At 72.2% G+C, this 24616-nt stretch carries 26 protein-coding genes; 11 read left to right on the forward strand and 15 right to left on the reverse strand.

All coding sequences use genetic code 11. The features are described 5' to 3' along the window. Nucleotides 1-13: 13 nt before the first annotated feature. The 4 genes from J2X60_RS17980 (at nt 14) to J2X60_RS17995 (ending at nt 3124) form a co-directional block, all read left to right on the forward strand. Nucleotides 14-754, forward strand: coding sequence for a lysophospholipid acyltransferase family protein (locus J2X60_RS17980; protein WP_396127813.1), 741 nt, complete (start codon nt 14-16; stop codon nt 752-754). Nucleotides 755-887: 133 nt separating this feature from the next. Then, a complete protein-coding gene (locus tag J2X60_RS17985; protein ID WP_309889469.1) occupies nt 888-1214 on the forward strand; it encodes a hypothetical protein in 327 nt (108 codons plus the stop codon). 20 nt (nt 1215-1234) lie between these two features. Further along, nucleotides 1235-2215: a peptidoglycan DD-metalloendopeptidase family protein gene (locus J2X60_RS17990; RefSeq protein WP_309889471.1), complete on the forward strand. Its 981-nt coding sequence runs from the start codon at nt 1235-1237 to the stop codon at nt 2213-2215. 60 nt (nt 2216-2275) lie between these two features. Next, entirely contained in the window at nt 2276-3124 is an 849-nt protein-coding gene (locus J2X60_RS17995; protein ID WP_309889473.1) for an NAD(P)-dependent oxidoreductase, read from the forward strand. Here the strand turns inward: J2X60_RS17995 and J2X60_RS18000 are convergent. Further along, nucleotides 3121-3381: a hypothetical protein gene (locus tag J2X60_RS18000; protein ID WP_309889475.1), complete on the reverse strand. Its 261-nt coding sequence runs from the start codon at nt 3379-3381 to the stop codon at nt 3121-3123. The genes J2X60_RS17995 and J2X60_RS18000 overlap by 4 nt on opposite strands. Before the next feature lie 9 nt (nt 3382-3390). Beyond that, on the reverse strand, nt 3391-3921 hold the full coding sequence (locus J2X60_RS18005) for a MarR family transcriptional regulator (RefSeq protein WP_309889477.1): 531 nt from the start codon (nt 3919-3921) through the stop codon (nt 3391-3393). 198 nt (nt 3922-4119) lie between these two features. Between J2X60_RS18005 and J2X60_RS18010 the strand changes: the two genes are divergently transcribed. Next, entirely contained in the window at nt 4120-5016 is an 897-nt protein-coding gene (locus tag J2X60_RS18010) for an alpha-E domain-containing protein (protein WP_309778473.1), read from the forward strand. Nucleotides 5017-5122: 106 nt separating this feature from the next. Here J2X60_RS18010 and J2X60_RS18015 read toward each other — a convergent pair whose 3' ends face one another. After that, on the reverse strand, nt 5123-6460 hold the full coding sequence (locus J2X60_RS18015) for an MFS transporter (RefSeq protein ID WP_396127752.1): 1338 nt from the start codon (nt 6458-6460) through the stop codon (nt 5123-5125). A 5-nt stretch (nt 6461-6465) separates the two neighbouring features. Continuing rightward, nucleotides 6466-6876 (reverse strand): MarR family transcriptional regulator, encoded by a 411-nt coding sequence (locus J2X60_RS18020; RefSeq protein ID WP_309889480.1) that lies wholly within the window; start codon nt 6874-6876, stop codon nt 6466-6468. Between the two features lie 94 nt (nt 6877-6970). Between J2X60_RS18020 and J2X60_RS18025 the strand changes: the two genes are divergently transcribed. Then, the gene (locus J2X60_RS18025) at nt 6971-7723 is read left to right on the forward strand and encodes an SDR family NAD(P)-dependent oxidoreductase (RefSeq protein ID WP_309889482.1); all 753 of its coding nucleotides are present in this window, start codon (nt 6971-6973) and stop codon (nt 7721-7723) included. Nucleotides 7724-8058: 335 nt separating this feature from the next. Here J2X60_RS18025 and J2X60_RS18030 read toward each other — a convergent pair whose 3' ends face one another. Both J2X60_RS18030 and J2X60_RS18035 read right to left on the reverse strand, forming a co-directional pair. Then, on the reverse strand, nt 8059-8328 hold the full coding sequence (locus tag J2X60_RS18030; protein ID WP_071303526.1) for a hypothetical protein: 270 nt from the start codon (nt 8326-8328) through the stop codon (nt 8059-8061). A gap of 11 nt (nt 8329-8339) precedes the next feature. Continuing rightward, nucleotides 8340-9482, reverse strand: coding sequence for an inorganic phosphate transporter (locus tag J2X60_RS18035; protein WP_071303527.1), 1143 nt, complete (start codon nt 9480-9482; stop codon nt 8340-8342). Between the two features lie 98 nt (nt 9483-9580). On the opposite strand from J2X60_RS18035, the gene J2X60_RS18040 reads away from it, so the two are divergent. Beyond that, the gene (locus J2X60_RS18040; protein ID WP_309889484.1) at nt 9581-10456 is read left to right on the forward strand and encodes an alpha/beta hydrolase; all 876 of its coding nucleotides are present in this window, start codon (nt 9581-9583) and stop codon (nt 10454-10456) included. Between the two features lie 79 nt (nt 10457-10535). Continuing rightward, nucleotides 10536-11585, forward strand: coding sequence for a biotin/lipoate A/B protein ligase family protein (locus tag J2X60_RS18045; protein ID WP_309889486.1), 1050 nt, complete (start codon nt 10536-10538; stop codon nt 11583-11585). On the opposite strand, the gene J2X60_RS18050 is transcribed toward J2X60_RS18045, so the two are convergent. After that, nucleotides 11586-13142: an ATP-binding protein gene (locus J2X60_RS18050; protein ID WP_309889487.1), complete on the reverse strand. Its 1557-nt coding sequence runs from the start codon at nt 13140-13142 to the stop codon at nt 11586-11588. Nucleotides 13143-13376: 234 nt separating this feature from the next. Here J2X60_RS18050 and J2X60_RS18055 point away from each other — a divergent pair, with 234 nt between their 5' ends. Then, nucleotides 13377-13706 (forward strand): hypothetical protein, encoded by a 330-nt coding sequence (locus J2X60_RS18055; RefSeq protein WP_309889489.1) that lies wholly within the window; start codon nt 13377-13379, stop codon nt 13704-13706. A gap of 39 nt (nt 13707-13745) precedes the next feature. Here the strand turns inward: J2X60_RS18055 and J2X60_RS18060 are convergent, their stop codons facing one another. Beyond that, nucleotides 13746-14033, reverse strand: coding sequence for a GNAT family N-acetyltransferase (locus J2X60_RS18060; RefSeq protein WP_070416961.1), 288 nt, complete (start codon nt 14031-14033; stop codon nt 13746-13748). Nucleotides 14034-14102: 69 nt separating this feature from the next. Between J2X60_RS18060 and J2X60_RS18065 the strand changes: the two genes are divergently transcribed. Both J2X60_RS18065 and J2X60_RS18070 read left to right on the forward strand, forming a co-directional pair. Then, nucleotides 14103-15485: a hypothetical protein gene (locus tag J2X60_RS18065; RefSeq protein ID WP_309889491.1), complete on the forward strand. Its 1383-nt coding sequence runs from the start codon at nt 14103-14105 to the stop codon at nt 15483-15485. A gap of 45 nt (nt 15486-15530) precedes the next feature. After that, nucleotides 15531-16448, forward strand: a complete 918-nt coding sequence (locus J2X60_RS18070) for a DNA-methyltransferase (RefSeq protein ID WP_396127814.1) — start codon at nt 15531-15533, stop codon at nt 16446-16448. Between the two features lie 8 nt (nt 16449-16456). Here J2X60_RS18070 and J2X60_RS18075 read toward each other — a convergent pair whose 3' ends face one another. The 7 genes from J2X60_RS18075 to J2X60_RS18105 all read right to left on the reverse strand — a co-directional run bounded on the left by J2X60_RS18075 (nt 16457) and on the right by J2X60_RS18105 (nt 24244). Further along, on the reverse strand, nt 16457-18937 hold the full coding sequence (locus tag J2X60_RS18075; protein ID WP_309889495.1) for an MDR family MFS transporter: 2481 nt from the start codon (nt 18935-18937) through the stop codon (nt 16457-16459). A gap of 187 nt (nt 18938-19124) precedes the next feature. Continuing rightward, complete coding sequence (locus J2X60_RS18080) at nt 19125-20060, reverse strand: hypothetical protein (RefSeq protein WP_309889497.1); 936 nt, start codon at nt 20058-20060, stop codon at nt 19125-19127. A gap of 12 nt (nt 20061-20072) precedes the next feature. Next, on the reverse strand, nt 20073-21692 hold the full coding sequence (gene pgm / locus J2X60_RS18085; protein WP_309889499.1) for a phosphoglucomutase (alpha-D-glucose-1,6-bisphosphate-dependent): 1620 nt from the start codon (nt 21690-21692) through the stop codon (nt 20073-20075). A gap of 153 nt (nt 21693-21845) precedes the next feature. Further along, the gene (locus J2X60_RS18090; RefSeq protein ID WP_309889501.1) at nt 21846-22091 is read right to left on the reverse strand and encodes a hypothetical protein; all 246 of its coding nucleotides are present in this window, start codon (nt 22089-22091) and stop codon (nt 21846-21848) included. 118 nt (nt 22092-22209) lie between these two features. Beyond that, nucleotides 22210-22872 carry a class I SAM-dependent methyltransferase gene (locus J2X60_RS18095; RefSeq protein ID WP_070416955.1) on the reverse strand — a complete coding sequence of 221 codons (663 nt, stop codon included), beginning with the start codon at nt 22870-22872 and terminating at the stop codon, nt 22210-22212. Further along, the gene (locus J2X60_RS18100) at nt 22869-23501 is read right to left on the reverse strand and encodes a DUF2064 domain-containing protein (protein WP_309889504.1); all 633 of its coding nucleotides are present in this window, start codon (nt 23499-23501) and stop codon (nt 22869-22871) included. The genes J2X60_RS18095 and J2X60_RS18100 overlap by 4 nt, the downstream gene beginning before the upstream one ends. Next, a complete protein-coding gene (locus J2X60_RS18105) occupies nt 23498-24244 on the reverse strand; it encodes a glycosyltransferase family 2 protein (RefSeq protein WP_309889506.1) in 747 nt (248 codons plus the stop codon). Before J2X60_RS18105 ends, J2X60_RS18100 begins: the two co-directional genes overlap by 4 nt. Nucleotides 24245-24616 lie beyond the last annotated feature (372 nt).

Consider the following 24616-nt stretch of genomic DNA (forward strand, 5'->3'; position numbering starts at 1 on the left):
CGAGGAGGCCCGTGTGTCCGGATCGTCGAAGTACACCACGCTGAGCCGTGCCTTCGTGGCGCCGCTCGCTCGCATGATCTGGCGGCCGCGGATCATCGGTCGGAAGAACATCCCGAAGCGTGGCCCGGTGATCCTCGCGAGCAACCACCGCTCGTTCATCGACTCCCCGACGATCGGCCTCCTCGCCCCGCGGAAGGTGTTCTTCCTCGCGAAGAAGGAGTACTTCACGGGAAAGGGTTTCCGGGGCTCGGTGACGAGGGGCTTCTTCGAGGGCATCGGCGCGATCGGTGTCGAGCGCGGTGCGGGTTCGGCGGCGCAGGAGGCCCTCGACCTCGGGCTCGAGCGGCTCCGGGCCGGCGATGCGTTCGCGATCTACCCCGAGGGCACCCGGTCCCTCGACGGCCGCCTCTACCGGGGCCGCACCGGAGTGGCCTGGCTGGCCCTGACGAGTGGTGCACCCGTGGTGCCCGTCGCTCTCACCGGCACCCAGGACGTCCAGCCGGTGGGGGCGCGCGTCCCGAAGCTTGCGAAGGTCACGGTCGAGTTCGGTACGCCGCTCGACCTCTCCGGCTTCGGAGAGGCCTCGTCCGGCCGGGCTCGTCGTCACGCGACGGACGCCGTGATGGCGGCGATCCAGGAGCTCAGCGGACAGGAGCCCGCGAACGCCTACAACAACCCGCCGGCGACGATCGTCGAGCGGGTGCGGCAGGTCCTCCGACGCGACGACCCGACGGCCGCGGTCGAGCCCGACTGACGCGCTCATACACGAAAGGTGCTATTGCACATCTGAAATACTGGTGGTTCAATGGAGTCGTGCCAGGGGCACACTCCGCCCGCGTCCCGCCCGAGAACGGGACGCCCGACCACCTGATCGGAAGGCAAGCAGCATGTCCTCCACGCCGCTCTTCGACTCCATCGCCCGCCGTGCCGAACGGCCGACCCCCGCTCCGGCGGCACCGGCAGCTCCGAGCGCGCCGACCTCGCCGATGACCACCCCGGTCGAGCCGCAGGGCCCCGTGTTCGTCCCGGCGTCGCTCGTCGCTGCGATCGAGGCCATCCCGACGCGCGTGGTCGCCGCGACGACCGCTCACGCGGTGGCTCCGGAGCAGCTCGTCCTGGTCGAGGCCGTCGCCGACGCGATCGCCCGCGCCGTGGCGGACGCCGTCGTGACCGAGCTCGACCGCATCGCCCGCGACGGCGTCGTCCGCGCCTGAGTCGGCCCTCGACGAAGCCGATGTCCACGACGACGGACCGCCTGCCGATGCGCCCGCGGGGCGCCGCTCGCCACGCGGCCAACGCCCCGGCCACCGTTCGTGCTCGGCGTGCCGCAGAACGTGCGGCGGCGGACCCGACCACCGCGCCCGGCACCGGAGCCGTCACCCACTCGACCACCGGGGCGGCGGTGTCCCCTCCCGCCGCCCCGGTCTCCACCAGCGCAGAGAACCCCCAGCCCCTGCCGTCGCGACGGACGCTGCGCACCGAGACGCCCGCGATCCGCCTCACTGCCCTCGGGCATGCCGTCACCCAGGCGGTCACGCTGCCGCTCCGCTCGATCGGCTCGGCCTTCGCGTCCGCACGGGCCGTCCCGCTCACCGCGACCGCCGTCGCCGCGTGCCTGTTCGTCACCGTCGCCACGCCGCAGACGGCGACGGCAGCGAGCGTGACGTCGGTGCTCCCCGCGCTCGACGTGCAGGAGTACACGACCTCGGCGACGTCGACCGCCCGCGCCGAGCGGGACGGCTTCGCGATCGGCCGGGCACCCGAGCGTCGTGCGGCAGCGGCTCCGACGTCCGAGCCGGCTCCCGGCGCCTCGGTGGCCAGGCCCGTCGCGGGGACGATCCCGGCAGCGGGCGGCTTCGGCTCGCGGCGGGTCAGCGGCTGCGGTGCCTGTTCGACGAACCACCAGGGGCTCGACTTCGCCGCGCGCGAGGGGACGGCCGTCGTCACGGCGATGTCCGGACGCGTGGTGTCCGCCGGGGTCGTCGGCGGGTACGGCAACCAGGTCCTGCTGCAGCACGCCGACGACTCCCAGACCCGGTACGGGCACCTCTCCCAGATCGGTGTCCGGGTGGGGCAGACCGTGACGGCGGGGCAGCGCATCGGTGCCGTGGGGAACACCGGCGTCTCGACCGGGTCGCACCTGCACTTCGAGGTCCTCCACGGTGGGGCGGCCGTCGACCCGGCGGTGTGGCTCCGGGACCGCGGACTGCTCTGATCGACGGCGCGTACCGTCGAACGGGCGACCGCACGGTGCGGCGCAGGGACGGAGACGCGCGTGCGGGTGACGGTACTGGGGACCGGGGCGATGGGTGCCGGGGTGGCTGGGTCGCTGCTCCGCGAGGGCCACACGGTGACCGTGTGGAACCGGAGCGCCGACAAGGTCGCTCCGCTGGGTGAGCAGGGTGCGACCGTGGCGGACGACCCCGGTGCAGCGGTGGCCGATGCCGAGGTTGTGCTGCTGACGCTCTTCGACACGGACGCCGTGGTGGACGTCCTCGAGGCCTCCGCGGGCGACGCCCCGACCGACGCCGTGTGGGTGCAGTGCTCGACGATCGGCGTCGCCGGCACCGAGACCGTCGTACAGCTCGCCGCGAAGTACGGGATCACCCTCGTCGAGGCGATGATGCTCGGCACGAAGGCACCCGCTGAGCAGGGCACCTTGACGATGCTCGCAGCCGGCCCCGCGGACGTGCTCGACCGCATCGACCCGGTGCTCGACGCGATCGGCGCGAAGACCGTGCGTGCGGGGGACCAGGTCGGTGCCGGGACCGCGCTCAAGCTGGCGGCGAACGCCTGGATCGCGTCGATCACGGCCGCGACCGGGCAGTCGCTCGCGGTCGCGAAGTCGCTCGGGCTGGACCCGGCGCTCTTCCTCGAGGCGATCGACGGCAGCGCCAGCGACTCGGCCTACGCGCACACCAAGGGCGGGTCGATCATCGAGGGGTCGTTCCCGGCGCAGTTCGCGCTCGACGGTCTCCGGAAGGACATCGGCCTCATCACCGACGCCGCGCGCAGCACGGGGGTGTCGACGGTCCTGCTCGACGCACTGGGCCGGGTCTACGCCGACGCCAGCGCTGCTGGACACGGCGGCGACGACATCGCTGCCGTCGGCACGGCGTTCTAGCGCAGGTCGTCACGCCGGACCGTGCGGCGCCCGTCCCGTCCGAGGAACCGTCGGAGCGCGTTCGTCAGGCGCCCCACGGTCTCGTCGTTCATCGTGTTGGCGAGGTCGAACGCCTCGCGCGCGGGATCGGCACCGGCCTGGATCCGACGGAGTGCGGCGTCCGCACGGGCCCGGGCGTCGAGCTCCGCCAGGGGCATGTCGTCCTCGGGGTCGTGCGGCGCGGGCGTCGCGGTGCCGTCGGTGCCCGTGTCTGCCATGCCAGCAGGCTACGCGGACCGGCTGACGCGGTGCCCACGACCGGCGACATCGACGCCGTCCACGACGCGGACCATCTCGTCGAGGAACGACACGATGACGGCCATGTCGTCGGTCGACAGGTGCTCGGTCGCCTCGACCGCGCGCGAGTCGAGCTGGTCGATCACCTGGAGCACCTGGCGCATCGAGCCACCGGACGCGGTGAGGATGACGCCGCGACGGTCGTTCGGGTCCGGGTGGCGTTCGACGTGCCCGCTCCGGACGAGCCGGTCGACGAGTGCCGACGTCGACGCCGGGGTGATGTCGAGGTGCTCGGCGAGGTCCTTCGCGTTGACCGTGCGGCCGGCCTCTTCCGCGTCGAGGAGTGCGCGGAGCGCGAGCAGGGCGTTCTCGCCGATGCCCAGTGCCTCACGCGCGCGTCGCTGTGCTGCGCTCTCGGCGCTCCGGTACCTGCGGAGTGCGTTCAGCACGTCCACCGCGTCGACCCGGGAATCCTCGCCGTACCAGAACCCCGCGGCGCTCGTCGTCACCTCGGTACTCATGGTCACAATGCTAGACGCTCTAGTTAGATTGTCTAGCGAGCGCGGAGAGTGGACCGGGGACGCACGCCGGACGTCCAGGATCGGACCCGGCACACGGGCGCACCAGCGGGGTCCGCGCCGAGCCGCAACACCCGTGACGCGGCGACGAAACACCCTCGCAATCCCCGGTCAGTAGGTTCACGGCATGCAGGAGCCGACGTGCTGAGCCGACTCGCGGGGAGCGTGTTCCACGTCGGGAGCGCCGTGGAACGGGCCGAGGTCGTCGCGCGCATGCTCGACGTGTACGTCGCCCGCGGTGAGCCCGCAGGGGTCGAGCACGACCGGGCGGTCGCCGCCGAGCTCCGGGCGGTCGTGGGGGCCGCGGGACCGGCGAACGACCCGGACCGGGCCTCGACGATCGACTCCCTCGCCCTCGACCGGCACGAACCGGCGTCCATCGCATCGGCCGTCGCGGTCGCGCGGGACAACGCCCGGCGTGCCCGCGAGGTCGTCTCCACCGAACTGTGGGACTGCCTCAACGTCACCCGGTCGCGGATGCCCCGCAAGGTCGCACCCGATCGTGCTCACGAGTTCCTGGCGTGGGTGCGGGAGCGCAGCGCCCTGGCGATCGGGGTCGTCGAGGCCGATGCGAGCCACGACGAGGTCTGGGAGTTCTTCACGCTCGGGCGTGCGCTGCAGCGGTGTTCCGTCACGGCGCGACTGCTCGCGTCGGGGCTGCTCGACCCGGAGTCGGGTGCATCGTGGACGACGGCGCTCCGGGCGTGCGGCGCCGGCGAGGCGTTCCAGCGCGGCCGCGACCACCACACGCCCGGGCCGGAGGACGCCGCGGCGTTCCTGCTCCTGGACGAGCACAGTCCGCGGTCGCTGCGGTTCCTCGCGCGGCGGGCGGACGAGTGCCTCGCCGACGTGGCGCCGTCGTGCATCGCCGACGAGGTGCGTGCGTTCGCGGACACCCGGGCAGGCCTCGAGTCGGTGTCCGACGACGGCGCGGTGCTGGCAGCCCGCGCTGCGGGGGAGCGGCTCGCGGCGGCGGCGGACCTGGTGGTGCAGGCCCTTGACGAACGCGTCTTCGCCGCGCCCGAACCCGCGCGCTGAGCCGCGCCCGAACCCGCGTGCCCGACTGCGCCCTGGACCGACGTGACGACGGACGGGAGGCGCGGTGCGGGGCCGACCCGAGCCTCCCGTCCGTCAGGCGGTCACGTCAGACCGCGCTGGACCGGTCCGCGACCGCCTCGTCCCGCTCCAGGTCCTGCCGCAGCGCCGCGCGCGACGCGCGGGTCCCCACGACCGGCACCGCGTGCGTGATCGCCAGGTGCAGCCGGGTGTCCGCGTCGTACCGCACCCGGAAGCGCTCGTACCGGATGAGCCACACGAGCGCGATCGCCAGGGCCACGAACCCCGATGCCGCGCCGACCGCGATGGCCCAACGCGGACCCCACGCGTCGGCGACGGCGCCGACGATCGGGGCGCCGATGGGGGTGCCGCCCGCGAAGATCGCCATGTAGAGGGCCATCACCCGTCCGCGCATCGCGGGCTTCGTGGTGGTCTGGACGAGGGCGTTCGCGGTCGTCATGAACGTCAGCGACGCGAGCCCGACGAACACCAGGACGATCGCGAACGACCAGTACGTCGGGGCGACGGCGGCCGCGACGCAGGCCAGGCCGAACCCGGCGGAGGCGATCACGAGCGTGCGCATCCGCGGGCGGTCGCGGCGTGCGGAGAGCAGGGCGCCGGCGACCGAGCCGATCGCCATGACCGAGTTGAGCAGGCCGAACTCGCCCGCCCCCTTGTGGAACTCGACGCGGGCCATGGTCGAGGTGAAGATCGGGAAGTTCACGCCGAACGTCCCGACGACGAAGATCATGCAGAGCACGACGATGATGTCCGGTCGGGTCCGCACGTACTGGAAGCCCGCGAGGATCTGCCCCTTGCCGCGCTTCGGCCGGATCCGTTCGGCGAGCTGCGCCGGATCGACGAAGCGGAGCGCGACGAGCACGGCCAGGAACGATGCGGCGTTGATGACGAACACCCACCCGGAGCCGATCGCCGCGATGAGCACGCCGGCGACCGCGGGGCCGATCAGCCGGGCGGCGTTGAAGGAGGCCGAGTTGAGCGCCACGGCGTTGGCGACGTTCTCGCCCTGCACGACGTCGGACACGAAGGCCTGGCGGATCGGGGTGTCGAACGCGGCGACGATGCCGAGCGCGAGTGCGAACCCGTAGAGCGACCAGATCGTGGCGGTGTCGGTCAGCACCATGATGCCGAGCCCCAGGCCGAGGGCACCCATCAGCCCCTGCGTCAGCATGAGCATCTTGCGCCGGTCGAACCGGTCGGCGGCGAGCCCGGTCAGGGGCAGGAGGAGCAGCTGCGGACCGAACTGCAGGGCCATCGTGATGCCGACCGCGATGGCGTCGTTGTCGGACAGCTTCGTCAGGACGATCCAGTCCTGGGCGGTTCGCTGCATCCAGGTGCCGACGTTGGACACCAGGGCGCCGGCGAACCAGATGCGGTAGTTGCGGCCGGACAGGGAGCGGAACATGGCGGTCACTGCTGGGCCAGCCTCCTCATGATCTCGGTGGCGTCCGCGAGGGTCCGCCGTTCTGCGTCGGTGAGCTCGGCGAGCCGCGGGGTGAGCCAGCCGTCCCGACGACGACGGGTCTCCTCGACGAACGCGGCACCGGCACCGGTCGCCCCGAGCAGGACCTTGCGGCGGTCGTCGCCGTGGTCGCCCTTCGAGACGAGGCCGCGCTCGACGAGGACGGCGATCGTCTTCGTCATCGACGGTGGGGTGACGCCGTCCTGCCGGCTGAGTTCGGCGAGGGTCATCGGGCCGTCGCGGTGCAGTCGGGCGAGCGCGGCGAACTGGGCATCGCTGACGGTGGTGTCGGCCTTCTGCGCACGGAGCGTGCGGGAGAGGCGGTTCACCGCGATGCGGAGGTCGGTGGCGTCGGTCACAGGTCGTTAGCCTAGCAAATTAGTTCAGCGAACGAACTGGTTTTCGGGTGTATCGTGCTGTTGAACAACAGGTGTTGTCCAGAGAGAAGGAATCATGTCCGAGTTCGAGGGCAAGGTCGCCATCGTCACCGGTGGCGGCAGCGGTATCGGCGAGGCCGTCGCGAAGGAGCTCGCCGCTGCGGGCGCGACGGTCGTCGTCACCGACATCAAGCGCGACGCCGCACAGCGGGTCGTGACGTCGATCGAGGAAGCCGGCGGGACGGCGAGTGCGTTCGAGGCCAACTCGGCCGTCGCCGCCGACAACGAGCGCATGGTGCAGTTCGCCGTGGACACCTACGGAGCCCTGCACCTCGCGGTGAACAACGCCGGCATCGGCGCCGCACCGCAGCCCATCGGCGAGTACGACGTCGCCGCGTGGGACCGCGTGCGTGCGGTGGACCTCGACGGGGTGTTCTACGGCCTCCGCTACGAGATCCCCGCGATGGTCGCCGCCGGCGGTGGCGCGATCGTGAACATGTCGTCGGTGCTCGGCTCGGTCGGCATCGCGCAGAACGCCGCCTACGTGGCGTCGAAGCACGCGCTGGTCGGCCTGACGAAGGTCGCCGCCCTCGAGTACACGGCGCAGGGCGTCCGGACGAACGCGGTCGGCCCGGGCTTCATCGACACGCCGCTCGTGCGCGCGTCGCTCTCGCCCGAGGCGCTCACCGCGCTCGAGGCCGAGCACGCGGCGAAGCGCCTCGGCACCGATGCCGAGGTCGCGGCCCTGGTGCTGTTCCTGCTCAGCGACAAGGCGTCCTTCATCAGCGGCAGCTACCACCTGGTCGACGGCGGCTACAGCGCCCACTGACGCGCTGCGTCCGTGCGCGGGCGCGGGCGCCGGCGCCGCATGGTGAGCAGAAATGGTCGGGTCCGGCGTGCGGACCCGACCATTTCTGCTCACCGAGCGCGCGCCTGCGCGCGCCTGCGCGCGCCTGCGGGGTGCGCGGGCGTTCGCGCGCCCCGGGCCGTCGGACGGGAGGCGCGGCGGGCGTGAGCGGGTCTGCCCACGCGAGCCGCGCCTCCCGTCACGCATGGTGAGCAGAAATGGTCGGGCCCGGCGTGCGGAACCGACCGTTTCTGCTCACCAAGCGCGCCCGTGCCCCCGCGCGCCCGCGCGCCCGCGCGCGCGCGCCCGCGCGGCGCTCAGTGGAACTGCGGGATCGTCATCCAGATGCCGAAGAGCACGGCAGCGATGCAGACCGCGAAGCACAGCCCGGCCCCCGCCAGCGCGAGCGGGGGCGTGTGGCCGGACCGCGGGGTCTCCTGCGCGTACTGGGTGTGCTCGCCCCCGGCGTCGACCGGTTGGCCGGTGCCGAGCAACCGCAGCCCGAGCGTGTAGAGGAGCACCACGCCCACGGCGGCCACGAAGCCGACCCCCGCGACGGTGCCGATGCTGGTGAAGTCGATGTCCATCGTCGTCCCCTTCAGTTCCGGGCCGCGACGGGCTCGCGCTCGGCCTCGTCCGCGGTGATGTCCTCGTGCGAGACCGGGCGCCGCTTGGCCAACGCGTAGAAGGCCAGTCCGGCGGCCAGGGCGAGCACCGCGACCAGGACGAGCCCGATGGTGGACGTCGAGGCGACCCAGGTGGCGAGGGCGCCGACGACCGCGGCCGCGGGCAGCGTGATCACCCACGCGACGACGATGCGACCGACGACCGACCAGTGCACGTCGGCGAGCTTCTTGCCGAGGCCGGAGCCGATCACCGAGCCGCTCGTGACGTGGGTGGTCGAGAGCGCGAAGCCGAGGTGCGAGGACACGAGGATCGTCGCCGCCGAGCTGGTCTCCGCCGCGAAGCCCTGCGGGGACTGCACGTCGGAGATCTTCTTGCCGACGGTCTGCATGATCCGCCAGCCGCCCATGTAGGTGCCGAGGCCGATCGCGAGGCCGCACGCCAGGATCACCCAGAGCGCCGGTCCGGTGCCGGCGGACTGGTAGTTCGCGGCGATGAGGGTGAGCGTGATGACGCCCATCGTCTTCTGCGCGTCGTTCGTCCCGTGGGCGAGCGACACGAGCGACGCCGAGATCGTCTGGCCGTGCCGGAAGCCCGTCGCCGCACCGTGGGTGGTCGCGTTCTTCGTCAGCGTGTACGCGATGTACGTCGCGACGAGGGCGATGACACCCGCGATGACGGGGGAGAGCAGGGCCGGCAGGACGACCTTCGAGACGACCGTCGCCCAGTCGACCGAGTTCAGGCCCGCGCCGATGATCGACGCGCCGATGAGCCCGCCGAACAGCGCGTGCGTCGAGGACGACGGGAGGCCGAAGTACCACGTGGCGAGGTTCCAGAGGACGGCGCCGACGAGTCCCGCGAAGATCATGGTCGGAGAGATGTGGATGCCGTCCTGCCCCTCGCGGATGATGCCCTGCGAGACGGTCTTCGCGACCTCGGTGGACAGGAACGCGCCGACCACGTTGAGGACGGCGGAGATGAGCACGGCGGTGCGGGGCTTGAGGGCACCCGTGGCGACCGAGGTGGCCATGGCGTTCGCGGTGTCGTGGAAGCCGTTCGTGAAGTCGAACACGAGGGCCACCACGATCACCAGCACGACGGTGACGAGGACGTCCATGCGCGAGACGCTAGGCCTGCTCCGAACCCGCTGCGTGAACGCCGGGTGAACACCGGCGGCCACCTGGCTGCGTCCGACCCGTCTGCGAGGATGCTCACGTGCCCACCTTCTCCGCAGCGCGAGGCGACGCCTCGTTCACCGACGCGCACGGCGTCGACATCGTCTACTCGACCTGGCGTGCGGCGCGTCCGAAGGGCATCGTGCAGATCGCGCACGGGGTCGGCGAGCACGGACTCCGGTACGAGCCGCTCGCGCAGGACCTCGTCCGCGCGGGCTGGACCGTGCACGCGAACGACCACCGCGGGCACGGTCGGACCGGCCTCGCGCAGTGGGACGGCGACCACGCCAAGCTCGGACGGCTCGGCCCCGGGGGTCTGCGGGCCGCGATCGCGGCCGTCGAGCAGATGAGCGCCGTCGCGCGCGAGGACACCCCCGGCGTCCCGCTCGTGCTGCTCGGCCACTCGTGGGGCTCGCTCATGGCCCAGCGGATCGTGAACACGTCGTCCGGGTCCTACGACGGGGTCGTCCTCTCCGCGAGCGCGTACCGGTTGCCGGGCTGGATGAACAGCGGCGACCTGAACGCCCGGCACGCGGGCTCGGGGCCGACCGCGTTCGAGTGGCTCACCCGGGACCGGGCGGTCATCGAGGCCGTCGCGGCCGACCCGCTCGCGGTCGAGGCGGACGTCATCGGCCTCTTCGGGCTGCGGGACGCCCTCCGGCTGCTCGGGGTCCCGCGTCGGGGCATCGCGCACGACCTGCCGATGCTGCTGCAGGTCGGCTCCGAGGACTCGCTCGGCGGCCCGCGGTCGGTCGAGCGCCTCGCGCAGGCGTACCGGCGGCGCGGGGGCCTCTCCGACGTCACCGTGCGGGTGTACGAGGGGGCGCGGCACGAGGTCTACAACGAGACCAACCGCGACGAGGTCGTCGCGGACCTGGTCGCGTGGCTGGACCGGGCGGTCGCGCGCACGTCCTGAGACGGTACCGGCTGACGGCCAGGAGGCGCGGGGCGGCGCCGCCCCGCGCCTCCCGTCCGACGCGGCGTAGGCTCGTGGTGTGCACGGTGAGTACAAGGTCCCGGGAGGCAAGCTGGTCGTCGTCGACCTCGAGGTCGTCGACGGGGTGATCGACCAGTTCCGGCTCGCCGGGGACTTCTTCCTCGAACCGGACGACGCGCTGCCGCTCATCGACGCCGCCGTGGACGGGCTGCCGGCAACGACCGACGCCGCGGGCATCGCCGCCGCCGTCCGTGCCGCCCTGCCGGAGGACGCCGTCCTGCTCGGCTTCACGCCCGAGTCCGTCGGGGTCGCCGTCCGCCGTGCCCTCTCGCGCGCGTCGACCTGGCGTGAGTACGACTGGGAGATCATCCACGAGGGTCCGATCAGCCCGAACGAGCACCTCGCGCTCGACCAGGTCCTCACGGAAGAGGTCGGGGCGGGTCGCCGCGGCCCGACCCTCCGCATCTGGGAGTGGGACCAGCCGGCCGTCGTCATCGGGTCGTTCCAGTCCCTCAAGAACGAGGTCGACCCCGAGGGCGCCGCGAAGTACGGCGTCGACGTCGTCCGTCGGATCTCCGGCGGCGGCGCGATGTTCATGGACGCCGGCGCGATCATCTCGTACTCGCTGTACGTGCCGACCGACCTCGTGCAGGGCATGACCTTCGCCGACTCGTACGCGTACCTCGACGAGTGGGTGATCGAGGCGCTGAAGTCCCTCGGCATCGAGGCCTACTACCAGCCGCTCAACGACATCTCGTCGACCAAGGGCAAGATCGGCGGGGCGGCACAGAAGCGGCTCGGCACCGGATCGCTGCTGCACCACGCCACCATGAGCTACGACATGGACGGCGAGAAGATGGTGCAGGTGCTCCGCATCGGTCGCGAGAAGATGAGCGACAAGGGGACGACCTCGGCTGCGAAGCGCGTCGATCCGCTGCGCTCGCAGACCGGGCTCACCCGGGCGGAGATCATCGACCGGCTCATCGCGACCTTCACGAAGCTGTACGGGGCGCACGAGGGGCACGTGACCGCGGACGAGCGGCGGCGTGCGCAGGAGCTCGTGGCGTCGAAGTTCGCGACGCGGGAGTGGCTCGAGCGCGTCCCCTGATCAGCGCTCCGCGGACAGGTCGTCGTCGTGGTCGTCTCCTGCTCCGTCGTCGTACTGGATGCCGGTCGCGATCGTCCGACCCACGCCGTCCGGGCTGAACGTGGTTCGCGCGAGCGGGGCGAAGGCCACCCACTCGCCTGCAGCTGCGTCGTCGTCCTCCTCGTCGTCGTCGAGCTCGCCGGTGTCGTCGGCGGAGCGGGTGCCGAGCAGCTTCCGGGTCAGGGCGCTCCGCTCGGTGAGCAGCGAGTCGAGCGCTGCACGCAGGTCGACGTCGGCGGGCTCGGCACCGCGCAGGGCCGCACCGAGGACGCTCCGCCGCATGAGCTCCTTGGCGAAGGAGCCCGTCGTGCCCTCGGCACGCTCGGCCGCCTCGGCGAGGGCGGCCTCGGAGAAGGGCAGCGAGCCGGCGTACCGACGGAAGAGCCGGACGCGCTCGGGCAGGGCGGGGAGCGGGATCTCCACGGCGAGGTCGACCCGGCCGGGACGGTCCGCGAGGGCGCGTTCGAGCACGGACACCCGGTTCGTGGTCATCACGAAGGCGACGTCCGCGTCGCCGTCGAGCCCGTCGAGGGCGTCGAGCACCTCGAACAGCAGCGGCTGCGGGGAGCTGTGGCGTTCCATCGCGACGAGGTCGATGTCCTCCATCACGACGAGTGACGGCTGGAACGTCCGGGCGATCTCGGCCGCGGCTCCGATCGCCGCGATGCTCGAGCCGGTGAGCAGGATCGCGGTGACTCCGGTCGTCCGGGTGAGGAGGTGCCGGATCGTGAGCGTCTTGCCCGTCCCGGGAGGGCCGTAGAGGAGCACACCGCGCTTGAGGTGCTGTCCGGCCGCGAGGAGCGCCGCACGCTGCTCGCCGATCCCCACGACGTGGTCGACCACCTCGTCGAGCACGCCCGCGCCGAGGACGACGTCGTCGGCGTCGACCTCGGGCCGGCGGAGGAACGTCGCCCCGGCATCGGACCCGTACTCGGACTGCACGAACGAGAGGACCTGTCCGCGCAGGACACTCCGCTCGATCATCAGGGCACGGAGGCGGAGCAGGAACGCGGTGGCGGCGTCCTGGTCGGGTGACAGGATCTCGAGGCTGGCGCGGCCACGGCCGTACTCCGGCTTGGCGGACCGCTGGACGACCGCGACCGGAGCGCCGTCGAAGGTGAGGAACCGGAGGCCGAACGACACGACCCGACGGGTGGTGTCGGCACCGGTGGCCCGGGTGGCGTAGCTCACGGGGCCGGGCGCCCACCGCATGTGGGGGTTCGCGATGAACTCGCTGACGGAGCTGTGGAACCGGCTGTCGTCGCCCGCGATGCCGACGAGGGCGTCGGGGTCGGTGCCGGCGAGCTCCTCGAGGGCGATGTCGGCGTCGACGAGGCGGTGGTCGGGGAACTCCTCGGTGACCACGGGGACCGACTGCGGGTCGACGCCGAGGTGGGCGCCGATCCGTTCACCGATCGGTGTGGTCACCGCCTGCTGTTCGGCGGCGGCGAGTTCGTTCGCCTTCTCGATGTAGCGGGCGAACGCCCGCATGAGGTCCCGGTCTGCGTCGTCGAGCACGTCGCCATCCTGGCACGCAGCGCTGGAACGCGTGCGGCCGCACGTGGTCGGCCGCCCGGGCGGTCGGGGGCACTGTGGGGTTCCGGGCCGCGCGTGGTCGGCCGCCCGGAGAGGGGGGTTCCGGGCGGCCGCAGGACCAGTGTGGGTGTCGTCCTGAAGAACGAGCCATGTGGATCGTGAGAATCCTCCGCGCGGCGGATGTCCCCGTCCGATCGCCGACGTAGCGTCGTGTGCGTGAACTGGTTGATCCTCCTGGGGGCGGTGGCCGCCGCGGCCGTCGTGATGTGGATCGCCGATCGCGTGGGGTGGATCGACCTGTCGAACAAGGCCACGCGCAGCGGCGGATCCGGCGGTGTGGTCTCGATGATGGACGAGGTGTTCGCGCCGACCCGTCACGAGACGCAAGTGGAGTACGAACGGCAGTCGCGCCTCCCGAGGGAGGCACCGACGCCGGCGGACGACGACCACGACCTGCTCAGCGGGAGCGTGCTCATCAAGGTGCCGGCGGTGCGCAGCGCCGGACGGCACGCGGTGCGGGCCGGGACGCACGACCGGTCGTACTGACGACTCGTCCTGGCGGGAGCCGACAACGCGCGAGCCGCGTCAGCGGGTCGTGAGCTCCTGGTAGTCCGGGTGCCGCTCGATCCAGGCCGCGACGTAGCTGCACTGCGGGACGACCCGGCGCGAGGACCCCGAGCGGACGTCGTCCAGCGCGTGCTCGACGAGGATCGAGGCGTGACCACCGCCGCGGTGCGCGGGGTCCACCTCGGTGTGGACGAAGCGGATCTCGTCGCCGTCGACCTCGTACGCCGCGAAGCCGATCACCTCGCCGTCCTCGACGAGGGAGTACTGCTGCTTGTCGGTGTCGTTCCGGACCTCGGGTGTCGCCATGGAGCAGACGCTACGCCCCTCCCGAAGAAGGGCCTGTGTGCGCGCTGGACGCCGGGCTAGGGTCTGATCGTGCAGCACGAGACGACCCCGCCGTTCCGCTTCCGGACGCCTCCCGGGTGGCCGACACCCTCCGCCGAGTGGGTTGAGCTGCACCAGGCCGCCGAGCCCGCACCGGGGTGGTCGCCCGCACCGGGGATCCCGCCCGCACCCGAGGGCTGGCGCTTCTGGGCCCCGGTCCCGCGGTCGTTCCGGGGCTTCGTGCCGGCCGCCGCCCGCCGCGTCCGCGTCGCGCAGTGGACCGGCCTCGTGGTGGCGCTCCTCGCGCTCGCCGCGGTCATCGTCGTCGCGGCGCTCGGTGGTCTGGCCGTGGTCGGACTCCTGCCGCTCGTGGCCGGGATCGCGGTGCTGGTGGTGTGCTCCGCGCGGGCGGGCGAGCTCGCTGACCGGACCGCGGCCTCGATCCGGGACGATGCGGCGGTGTGGCGGCGAACGGAGGTCCCGGCGCGGGCACGGGCGGCGTTCCCGGACCTCGACGAGGACGCAGCCGTGGCTGCCTGGGAGGCGTCGGCGTGGGGGCTGCCCGCCGTGCGGGCGTTCGCCGTGGCGGACACAGCACCGAAGCGTTCGCCGCTGCGCCACCGCACCCGCACGGTCGTCGCCGTGACGGCCGGTGCCGCCGCGCTCCTGCTCGTCGTCGGCGCGACGACGGCCGTCGACCCGGTCGTCCGTGCGCTGCAGAGCGACGGGCAGACGCTCGCGTACGGGCTCCAGGACACCGCACCCGACGGCAGCGTCCCGGACGACAGCGGCCCGGACGACGACGCACCGGACCAGGACGCACCGGACCCGGAGGACCAGGCGCCGTGGACCTCGGACGACGGCACGGTCACCGCGTCGTTCATCGGCGACGACGAGACGTGGCAGGCGACCTGCGGAGCGATCGACTTCGCGGACGGCTGCTGGTCGTGGCAGATCGACAGCGAGTGCGACGGGCCGGCCCAGGTCACGGTCGGGTTCTCCACCACCGAGGGCGGTGACGACGTGCGCACCGACACCCGCACGGTCGTGCTGACCTCGGGGCGACCGCTCGTCCTCACCGAGCAGGGGCCGGAGGAGTGGGGCGGCATCCGCGACGTCATCTGCTCCACTGCACCGGAGCACGCCGTGGCGCTGACCCGGAGCCCGCTCGACTCCGACGCCGAGGACGCCGACGGCTCCTGGCCGGACGGCTGCGTCGACTACGGCTGCGCCGGGTGGGAGGTCACACCCGAGGCATCCTGCGACTCGGCGACCGTGCAGTTCTCCGTCGACGAGGAGGTCGCGACGCTTCCCGGTCCGCACGACCTCGTGGTGGCGACGGCACTGCGCGCGGGCGAACCGGTGGACGTCTGGGCCGGCGGCGCGTGGCTGCCGGACGACGATGCGACGATCTCCCAGGTGACCTGCGGCTGAGCCGGGCTGCGGGCTCCGCGGGGACCGGACGCCGCGTGGACCAGAATGGTGCACGTGCACAGCGGCGACGATCGAGGACCGGACCGGGTGGTCCTCGGCGACAACCTCGACGTCCTGCCGACCCTGGCGGACGGCTCGTTCACGCTCGTGTACCTCGATCCGCCGTTCAACACCGGCCGCTACCAGCGTCGGCACGCGAGCGCCGCGGTCCGCGAGCCGACGGTCGGCGACGAGGCCACAGCTGCCGATCGCCGACGTGAGCGGGTGACGGGCTTCCGGGGGAGCTCCTACGAGCGCGTCCGCGGCGACCTCATGCGCTTCGACGACCGGTTCGAGGACTACTGGTCGTTCCTCGAACCGCGGCTGCTCGAGGCGTGGCGGCTCCTCGCCGAGGACGGCACCCTCTACCTCCACCTCGACTACCGCGAGTCGCACTACGCCAAGGTCCTGCTCGACGCACTGTTCGGCCGGGAGTCCTTCCTCAACGAGATCGTCTGGGCGTACGACTTCGGTGCGAAGTCCCGGTCGCGGTGGCCGACGAAGCACGACACGATCCTCGTCTACGTGAAGGACCCGTCACGGTACTGGTTCGACTCCGAGGCGGTCGATCGTGAGCCCTACATGGCGCCGGGACTCGTCACGCCCGAGAAGCGCGAGCGCGGCAAGCTCCCGACGGACGTGTGGTGGCACACGATCGTGTCGCCGACCGGCAAGGAGAAGACCGGCTACCCGACGCAGAAGCCCGAGGGTGTGCTGCGCCGCATCGTGCAGGCGTCGTCGCGCGAGGGCGACTGGGTCCTCGACTTCTTCGCCGGCAGCGGGACGACGGGCGCGGTGGCTCGCGCGCTCGGCCGGCGGTTCGTGCTCGTGGACGACAACCCGGTCGCCGTCGACGTGATGCGCCGACGGCTGCCGGGGGCCTCGTTCGACATGGTCAGCCCGTCGGACGCGTCGGCGGGCTGACCACGTCGCTACTCGGCTGAGTGACGCCCGTGCCCGTGCTCGTCGGGCCTGGAGGCGCGGCTCGCCTCCGCAGCGTCGCCGCCGGTGGTGTCCGTGGCCGCGTCCGTTGCGGCGTGCGCGGCTCGGGTGCGGATCGCGCCCGTGGTGGTGGGCGGCTCGTCGACCGGCGCGGCGGCGGAGTGTGCGCCGTGCGTGGTCGCGTCGGGCAGTGGTGCGCGGGTGCCGTCGAGGGTGACGGTGGAGGCACCGGCGGCTGCTCCGGCCGACCGGGTCGTCGACTGCCCGACACCGACACCGACCGCGGAACCGGCCGAGCGCGGCTGCGAGACCACGTCCGGCGAGGTGGGGACGACCGCCATCGAGCCGGTGTCCGGCGAGACCAGCGATCCCGTCCGGGCGGCTGCGTGCTGGGCGTCGACGGTCAGGCGGTCCGCGTCGGCGGTCGCCCGCTCGTTGTCCGCCCGCTCGGTGTTCGCCTGCTCCTGCAGTGCCGAGACCTTGCGGAGCGGCGGCACGCGGAAGAACCAGGTGAGCACGAAGGCGAGCAGGATCACGGCGAGGCCGACGTAGTAGACGACCACGGCGGAGTCGCTGAACCCGACGAGGAACGGCCGGGTGAGGCGCTTGTCCGCGCCGTTGAGGAACGACGTGTCGCTCGTCGACGAGCTGGTCGAGGAACTCGCGCTCGAGTCGCCGCTCTTGAGCTGCTTGACGAGCGTCGGGGCGACCTCGTCGACGACGTTCCGGCGCTGGTCGGCGTTCGAGTAGTCCACCTGCAGCGTGCCGTCCACGACCTCGGCGTTGGCCTTCGACGCGGCGGTCTCGAGTGCCTGCTGCTCGGCGGCGGGCTTCTCCGCGGCGACCTGCTGGGCGATGACCGTGTCCGCCGAGGCCTCGGGGACCGTCCCGGCCGCGACCTGCTGCTGGACGGCCGCGGTGACCTGCTTCGTGACGGCGGCGTCCGCGGCCTCCTTGGCCTGGGCAGCGCCCTTGTCGAGACCGTCCTGGACGTTCTGCTGCACCGGATCGACGATCTTGTTCCAGATCTGGTCCATCACGCCCTTGTTGTCCGAGGCGTTCGCGACCGACGGGGTGAGTGCGGCGTTCAGGGCGCTCTTCAGGTCGCCCTCGTTCTGCATCGCCGTCGTGATGTTCGTCGGCATGAGCGTGAACAGGACGGACAGCAGCACGGCGGTGCCCATGGTGCCGCCGATCTGGCGGAAGAACGTGGCGGCGCTCGTCGCGACGCCGATGTCCCGCGGGCTGACCGAGTTCTGCGCCGCCAGGGTCAGGGTCTGCATGAGCTGCCCGAGCCCGAGGCCGATGCCGAACATGCCGAGCATCAGGAACCAGAGCGGGCGATCGGCGGTGAGGAAGGTCAGGACGGTGAACCCGATGGCCGTGAACGCCGTGCCGGTGATCGGGAAGACCTGGTAGTTGCCGGTCCGCGAGATGATCTGGCCCGAGGCGATCGACGAGATCATCAGACCGAGCACCATCGGGAGCATCGCGAACCCGGACTCGGTCGGGGTGACGCCCTTCACGATCTGCAGGTACAGCGGGATGGTGAGCATCGCGCCGAACATGCCGAAGCCGACGAGGACCGACAGGATCGCGGACATCGAGAACACCCGCGAGCCGAACAGCTTCAGCGGCAGGATCGCGTCGTCGCCCATCGCGCGTTCGACGATGATGAACGCGATGAGCCCGAGCGCACCGATCGCGTAGCAGGCGAAGGCGCCGGGGGAGTCCCAGCCCCACTCGCGGCCCTGTTCGGCGATGAGGAGCAGCGGCACGAGGGTCACGATGACGAGCGTCGCGCCCCACCAGTCGATCCGGGGCTTGCCGCGGTCGCCGAACTTCGGCAGGTGCAGGAAGGTCAGCACCATGAAGAGCGCGATGATGCCGATCGGCACGTTGATCAGGAACACCCAGCGCCACCCGGCGATGAACAGCAGCTGGTCCGCCCCGGCGAAGACACCGCCGACGAGCGGGCCGATGACGCTCGAGATGCCGAAGACCGCCAGGAAGTAGCCCTGGTACTTGGCGCGCTCGCGCGGGGCGAGCATGTCGCCCATGATGGCGAGCGGCAGGGACATCAGACCGCCGGCACCGAGGCCCTGCAGCGCGCGGAAGCCGGCGAGCATGAGCATCGAGGTCGAGAACGACGCGGCGAACGATCCGACGATGAAGATGCCGATCGCCGTGAGGAACAGCGGACGCCGGCCGAAGATGTCGGACAGCTTGCCGTAGATCGGCGTCGTGATCGTCGACGCGATGAGGTAACCGGTCGTCACCCAGGCCTGCTGGTCGAGGCCGTGCAGGTCGTCGCCGATCGTGCGGATCGCGGTGCCGACGATCGTCTGGTCGAGGGCGCCGAGGAACATCCCCGCCATCAGGCCGTAGATGACCAGCAGGATCTGCCGGTGGTTCATCACGGCGTTGGACGAGGTGGTGGGTGCCGCGGGTGCGGTCGCGGTCTGGGTCATGTGCAGGGTCTCCCGGAAACTTTGCGCTGGCTGCAAAGTTACATCTGCCGCAAGGTGAAGGGTCGCGCCGGAGTGGGTTCCTGAGTGGATCGGCAGCACCGGCACCGGTTTCGGTGGCGTCTGTCGGGAGGTCCTCGTGAGCGCTCCCGACGCCGTCACAGTACGCCCGAGCGTGACGTGCGGTGCGTCAGGACGCTGCGGCGGCCTGTTCGAGGGCTTCTTGGAAGCGCTCGTCCACCTCGATGCGCATCGCGCCCGTCTCGTCGTCGAAGCCGGACACCGCGCTGACCCGGCCGTTGCGCGAGAAGTACAGCAGGGGGCTCAGCACCCCGCCGGGCAGGCCGTGCTCGCCGTCCGTGAGCACCTGCACGACCAGGCCGGCGAGCATCTGCACCGAGGTGATGCTCGACGCGTCACGGATCGGGACGGCGAGCAGGAGGTGCCGGTGCGGGATCGCGAACACCGTGCCGAACCCGGCGGCGCCGAAGAGCGCCGGGAGGTTGACCGCCTTCGACGCGACGAACAGGGACTCGCCCTCGACGATGAACACCCCGGGGGCGATCTCGGCGTGCTCGTCCACCGGTTCGTCGTCGGTGCCCAGCTGCCCGAAGGCGAAGAGCTCGTCGATGCCGAGGGCGAGCCGCGGCAGGGTCGGACCCGACAGCGTGCTCACCATCGTCGGGTAGTCGACGCACAGCCCGAGCACCAGCCCGGGAGCGAACGGTCGGGCGTAGTCGAGGTCGGTCGGATCGGACGTCCCGGCGCCGAGGCCCGTGCCGCCGTCCGCGCTGGGGTCCGGCAGGATGCGCAGTCGGATGCGCTGACGCAGCTCGTCGGCGCCGAGCTCCTCGGGTGCCGGCTCGCTGTACGCCTGGATCATCCGGTCGAAGTGCTCGGCGACCATGTCGGCCTGCACGTCCGGGGTCTCGCCGTGCACCTGCGCCGCGAGGTTCTCGAGCAGGAAGACCCGGCCGTCGGTGCCGACCAGACGAGCCTGCTCGCCGGCCGGCACCTCGACCGTGGTCTCCATGCCGCGCTCGGCGAGGGCTCGCTGGGCGAGCACCACGAGCGTCGGGGCTGGCTCGTCGTGCCGATCGTCCTGCTTCCGGCCGAACCATCCCATCCGCGCGGGACCTCAGGCCCCGAGTGCGGCGTCGACGATCTCCTTGGCTTCGCGCTGCACCTGTTCGAGGTGCTCCTGCCCGACGAAGCTCTCGGCGTAGATCTTGTAGACGTCTTCGGTGCCGGACGGGCGGGCCGCGAACCACGCCTTGTCGGTGACGACCTTGACGCCGCCGACGGTCGCGTCGTTGCCCGGAGCCTTCGACAGCTTCGCCGTGATCGGGTCGCCCGCGAGGGTCTCGGCGGTGATGGCGTCACCGTCGAGCTTCGACAGGCGGGCCTTCTGCTCCTTGCTCGCGGCGGCGTCGACACGCTGGTAGACCGGGGCGCCGAAGCGTTCGGTCAGCTCGTCGTAGAGCTGTGACGGGGTCTTGCCGGTGACCGCGATGATCTCCGACGCCAGGAGCGCCAGGATGATGCCGTCCTTGTCGGTGGTCCACGCGGTGCCGTCCTTGCGGAGGAACGACGCGCCCGCCGACTCCTCGCCGCCGAAGGCCACGGAACCGTCGATCAGGCCCGGGACGAACCACTTGAAGCCGACCGGGACCTCCCACAGGCGGCGACCGAGGGACTCGGCCACGCGGTCGATGATGCTCGACGACACGAGGGTCTTGCCGATCGCGGCGTCGTCGCGCCAGGCCGGACGGTGCGCGTAGAGGTACTCGATCGCCACGGCGAGGTAGTGGTTCGGGTTCATCAGGCCGCCGTCGGGCGTGACGATGCCGTGCCGGTCGGAGTCGGCGTCGTTGCCGGTGAGGACGTCGTAGTCGTCCTTGCGCGCGACGACCGAGGCCATCGCGCTCGGGCTCGACGGGTCCATCCGGATCTTGCCGTCCCAGTCGAGGGTCATGAACGACCAGGTGGGGTCGACGTCGGGGTTGACCACCGTGAGGTCGAGCCCGTAGTGGTCGCGGATGCGGTTCCAGTAGGGGAGCGACGCACCACCGAGCGGGTCGGCACCGATCTTCACGCCGGCACGCTTGATCGCGTCGATGTCGATGATGTTCTCGAGGTCGGCGACGTAGGCGCCGAGGAAGTCGTAGCGGTCGGGCGAGGCGTGCTCGGTGCGCTGGACCTCGGCGTTGCCGCCGGCGATGATGGCGTTCGCGCGCTCGGCGATCCAGCTCGTCGCGTCACTGTCCGCCGGGCCACCGTGCGGGGGGTTGTACTTGAAGCCGCCGTCGCGGGGCGGGTTGTGGCTGGGCGTGATGACGATGCCGTCCGCCGTGTCCGCGTTGCCGGCACGGTTGTACGCGATGATCGCGTGGCTGAGCGCCGGAGTGGGGACGTAGCCGTTCTCGCTGTCGGCGAGGACGTGCACGCCGTTGGCGGCGAGGACCTCGAGCGCGGTGCGTTCGGCGGGGCCGGACAGCGCGTGTGTGTCACGGCCGATGAAGAGCGGGCCGTCGGTGCCCTGCGACGTGCGGTACTCGACGATCGCCTGCGTGATCGCGGCGATGTGGGTGTCGTTGAACGCGGAGTCCAGCGAGGAGCCGCGGTGGCCCGAGGTGCCGAAGACGACCTTCTGCTCGGGGACGGAGACGTCCGGGACGCGCTCGTGGTACGCGGCGATGAGGGCGTCGAGGTCGACGAGGTCGTCTGCAGTGGCAGGGGTGCCGGCGCGGTCGTTCATGCGTCCATCCTGGCATCGCACAGGTCGGCACGCCCAGGAACGTCGCGCCTGTGGACGACGAGCGCGCCTGTGGACGAGGAGCGAGCGGCCGTCCGCACCGGGGAGAAAGGGGGACACCCCGGGTGGACGACCGCTCGCGGTACGGGGACGGCGTCAGGCCGTGCGGAACGAGCCCGTCGCGGTCCGCAGCGAACCGGTGGCCGTGCGCGTCGAGGACGTCGCGGTACCGGGCCGACGGGGCTGCGTGTCGACGAAGCGGCCGAGCGCGCGACCGATCCCGGTTCCGGTGTAGGTGCCGATCGGTCGCCAGGCGGCGTCCACCGCGTAGGCGCCGAGCTCGTCACGGTTCTCGAGGCCGGTCACGTACGCGCCGCCCAGGGGGTTCTGACGGTTCTGCATGGATGCTCCTCGTCGTCGTGCCGAGGGTCGTCGGTCACCGGGCCGGCGACCGCGACGCCGTCGGCTTGATGACCACCACACTACCTCCTTCTTTTGTATGACACAAAAGAAGGATTGCTCAGGCGAGCAGCTCGCAGAAGGTCCGGCCCTCGGCGGTCCAGCTCTGCTTCGCCACGAGGCCGACCGTCTCGGCGTGGTCGAGCAGGGCGTCGACGCCCACCTCGGCCCACGGGAAGCCCGCGCTCTGGTGGCCGTCGGCGTCCACCACGCGGGCGGTGTACACCCGGTCGGCGGTGCGGTCGACGTGGGTCTCGACGACCACCCGGCCGCCGACGCGCACGATCTCGCGGCACCGAGCGAGCAGGGCCGCCGGGTCGCCGCCGATGCCGATGTTCCCGTCGATCACGAGCGCCGTGTCCCAGTGCCCCTCGTCGGGGACGGGGTCGAAGACCGAGCCCTGGATCGCCGTCCCGCCGGAGCGTCGGGCGATCGCCACGGCGTCGGCGGAGACGTCCACGCCGAGCGACGGGATGCCGAGGGTGCGCGCGGCGACGAGCATCCGCCCCGGCCCGCAGCCGATGTCGATCACCGGGCCGTCCGCACCGTCGAGGAGCGACCGGTCGATGCGGTCCGCCGCTGCGCTCCAGCGGCCGACGTCGAGCGTGACCGCCCGGTCCGGTCGGGAGGTGTCCGTCAGCCGGATGCGACCGTCGGTGCGGAGCGCACGCGCGTACGGTTCGCCACCGCCGGCCCCGAAGGAGACGGGTGCTTCCATGGTCATCGGAGTGCCCCCGTGGTCTCGGCCTGCAGTGCGGCGGCGAACCCGGAGTCGGGTACGAGGCCGGCGACGCGCTCGGCGTCCGGCACGGTGTCGACGTCGAGCAGGACCCCGAGGGTGCCGGCGTCGAGCCCGGCGTCGGCCAGGCGCGCGAACTGGACCGCACCGGTGTCGTCCTGCGACATCGGCACGCCGCGGAGCAGGTCGCCGTCCGGGTCGCGCAGGTAGAGGGACCAGAAGCCGCCGTCCTCGGCCGGACCGAACCACGCGTCGCGCTGCGGCTCGTCGAACACCGGTGCGACGTCGGCCGGGCCGAACTGCGGCGTGTCCATGCCGACGAGCAGCGTCGGGCCGTCGACGGCGTCGAACAGTGCACCGAGCCGCTCGTCGAGGCCACCCGTGGTCTGGTGGATGACCTCGAAGCCCTCGGCACCGGTCGGCAGCACCGTGCCGTCGTAGAACAGCACCCGTCGGGCGGCGGGCAGCGCACGGACGGTCGCCAGCGTGTCCGCGAGGCTCGCGGCGGCGACCCGTGCGGCACCCTCGGGGGTGAGCGCCGGCGTCAGGCGGGTCTTGACCCGGCCGGGCAGGCACTCCTTCGCGACCACCGCGACGGTGATGTCGGTCGTCATGAGTGGACCTCCTCGGAGTGGGTGGGACCGGCCACGTGGCGGACCGGAGCGGGGACGACGACGGTGGGTCGCGCCTCCCGGCGGTACTCGCGCAGCAGACGCGACATGTCCTTGACAGCGTTGACGGTGCCGCGGAGCGTGCCGGTGACCTTGCTGTCGCCGATGCGCTGCGCGTACCCGATGTCGGACTCGTCGACGCGCCACCCGGCGGCGTGCGCCGCGAGGACCATCTCGAGCGGGTAGCCGCTGCGGCGGTCGCGCAGGTCGAGGGAGACCAGGTCCGCGCGACGCATCACGCGCATCGGGCCGAGGTCGCGCAGCCGGTACCCGGTTGCGCGACGCATGAGGACCGCGAGCACGCGGTTGGCGAACCGGGCGTGCGGTGCCCAGGCGCCGGGCGTGGTCGGCACGCGGCGTCCGAGGGCGAGGTCGGTGTGTCCCGTGGCCACGCGGGCGACGAGCGGGACGAGCTCGGCCGGGTCCATCGAGGCGTCCGCGTCGCAGAAGGCGACGTACTCGGCCGTGGCGGCGGCGACCCCGGCGGCGCAGGCCGAGCCGAAGCCCTTCACCGGTTCGGTCACGACCAGGGCGCCGTGGGCCCGGGCGACGTCGGCGGAGCCGTCGGTCGAGCCGTTGTCGACGACGATCGCGCGGTAGCCGCGCGGGAGTCGGCCCAGGACCTCGGGGAGGGCATCGGCCTCGTCGAGACAGGGGAGGATGACGTCGACGTTCATGTCGCCCATTCGGTGCGGAGCGTCGGAACGACTGGTGTCGGCTCCCGCCGCGCGCGTCGGCGGGGCGGGGTGGTCGGTCTCGTGGGCCGGCTGTCGTTCCATGCCTACGACACAACACGTGATGAGCGGTCGGGGTACAGGATCGGCGTCCCCCGATGGACGTTCCGCGCACTCGCGGTTGCGGGTCACCCCTGATCGGGGGACACGCAGGTGGGGCGTCCGGCGGACGCGCCACGCGGTGGAGGTGCCGGCCTGGAGGCGGGGGGGGGGGGGCGCCGGGCCCGCCCCCCCCCCCCCCCGGGGGGCCCCCCCCCCCCCGGGCCCCCCCCCCCCCCCCCCCCCCCCAAACCCCCCCCCCCCCCCCCCCCCGCCCCCCCCCCC

Source organism: Curtobacterium sp. 320 (assembly GCF_031455235.1).
Lineage (GTDB): Bacteria > Actinomycetota > Actinomycetes > Actinomycetales > Microbacteriaceae > Curtobacterium.

Excerpts from the sequence above, each read along its gene's own strand:
- J2X60_RS17985 (WP_309889469.1), top strand. The coding sequence starts at position 888 with ATGTCCTCCACGCCGCTCTTCGACTCCATCGCCCGCCGTGCCGAACGG.
- J2X60_RS17990 (WP_309889471.1), top strand. The coding sequence starts at position 1,235 with ATGTCCACGACGACGGACCGCCTGCCGATGCGCCCGCGGGGCGCCGCT.
- J2X60_RS18000 (WP_309889475.1), bottom strand. The coding sequence starts at position 3,381 with ATGGCAGACACGGGCACCGACGGCACCGCGACGCCCGCGCCGCACGAC.
- J2X60_RS18005 (WP_309889477.1), bottom strand. The coding sequence starts at position 3,921 with ATGAGTACCGAGGTGACGACGAGCGCCGCGGGGTTCTGGTACGGCGAG.
- J2X60_RS18015 (WP_396127752.1), bottom strand. The coding sequence starts at position 6,460 with ATGTTCCGCTCCCTGTCCGGCCGCAACTACCGCATCTGGTTCGCCGGC.
- J2X60_RS18025 (WP_309889482.1), top strand. The coding sequence starts at position 6,971 with ATGTCCGAGTTCGAGGGCAAGGTCGCCATCGTCACCGGTGGCGGCAGC.
- J2X60_RS18030 (WP_071303526.1), bottom strand. The coding sequence starts at position 8,328 with ATGGACATCGACTTCACCAGCATCGGCACCGTCGCGGGGGTCGGCTTC.
- J2X60_RS18035 (WP_071303527.1), bottom strand. The coding sequence starts at position 9,482 with ATGGACGTCCTCGTCACCGTCGTGCTGGTGATCGTGGTGGCCCTCGTG.
- J2X60_RS18060 (WP_070416961.1), bottom strand. The coding sequence starts at position 14,033 with ATGGCGACACCCGAGGTCCGGAACGACACCGACAAGCAGCAGTACTCC.
- J2X60_RS18070 (WP_396127814.1), top strand. The coding sequence starts at position 15,531 with ATGGTGCACGTGCACAGCGGCGACGATCGAGGACCGGACCGGGTGGTC.
- J2X60_RS18075 (WP_309889495.1), bottom strand. The coding sequence starts at position 18,937 with ATGACCCAGACCGCGACCGCACCCGCGGCACCCACCACCTCGTCCAAC.
- J2X60_RS18080 (WP_309889497.1), bottom strand. The coding sequence starts at position 20,060 with ATGGGATGGTTCGGCCGGAAGCAGGACGATCGGCACGACGAGCCAGCC.
- pgm (WP_309889499.1), bottom strand. The coding sequence starts at position 21,692 with ATGAACGACCGCGCCGGCACCCCTGCCACTGCAGACGACCTCGTCGAC.
- J2X60_RS18090 (WP_309889501.1), bottom strand. The coding sequence starts at position 22,091 with ATGCAGAACCGTCAGAACCCCCTGGGCGGCGCGTACGTGACCGGCCTC.
- J2X60_RS18095 (WP_070416955.1), bottom strand. The coding sequence starts at position 22,872 with ATGACCATGGAAGCACCCGTCTCCTTCGGGGCCGGCGGTGGCGAACCG.
- J2X60_RS18100 (WP_309889504.1), bottom strand. The coding sequence starts at position 23,501 with ATGACGACCGACATCACCGTCGCGGTGGTCGCGAAGGAGTGCCTGCCC.
- J2X60_RS18105 (WP_309889506.1), bottom strand. The coding sequence starts at position 24,244 with ATGGGCGACATGAACGTCGACGTCATCCTCCCCTGTCTCGACGAGGCC.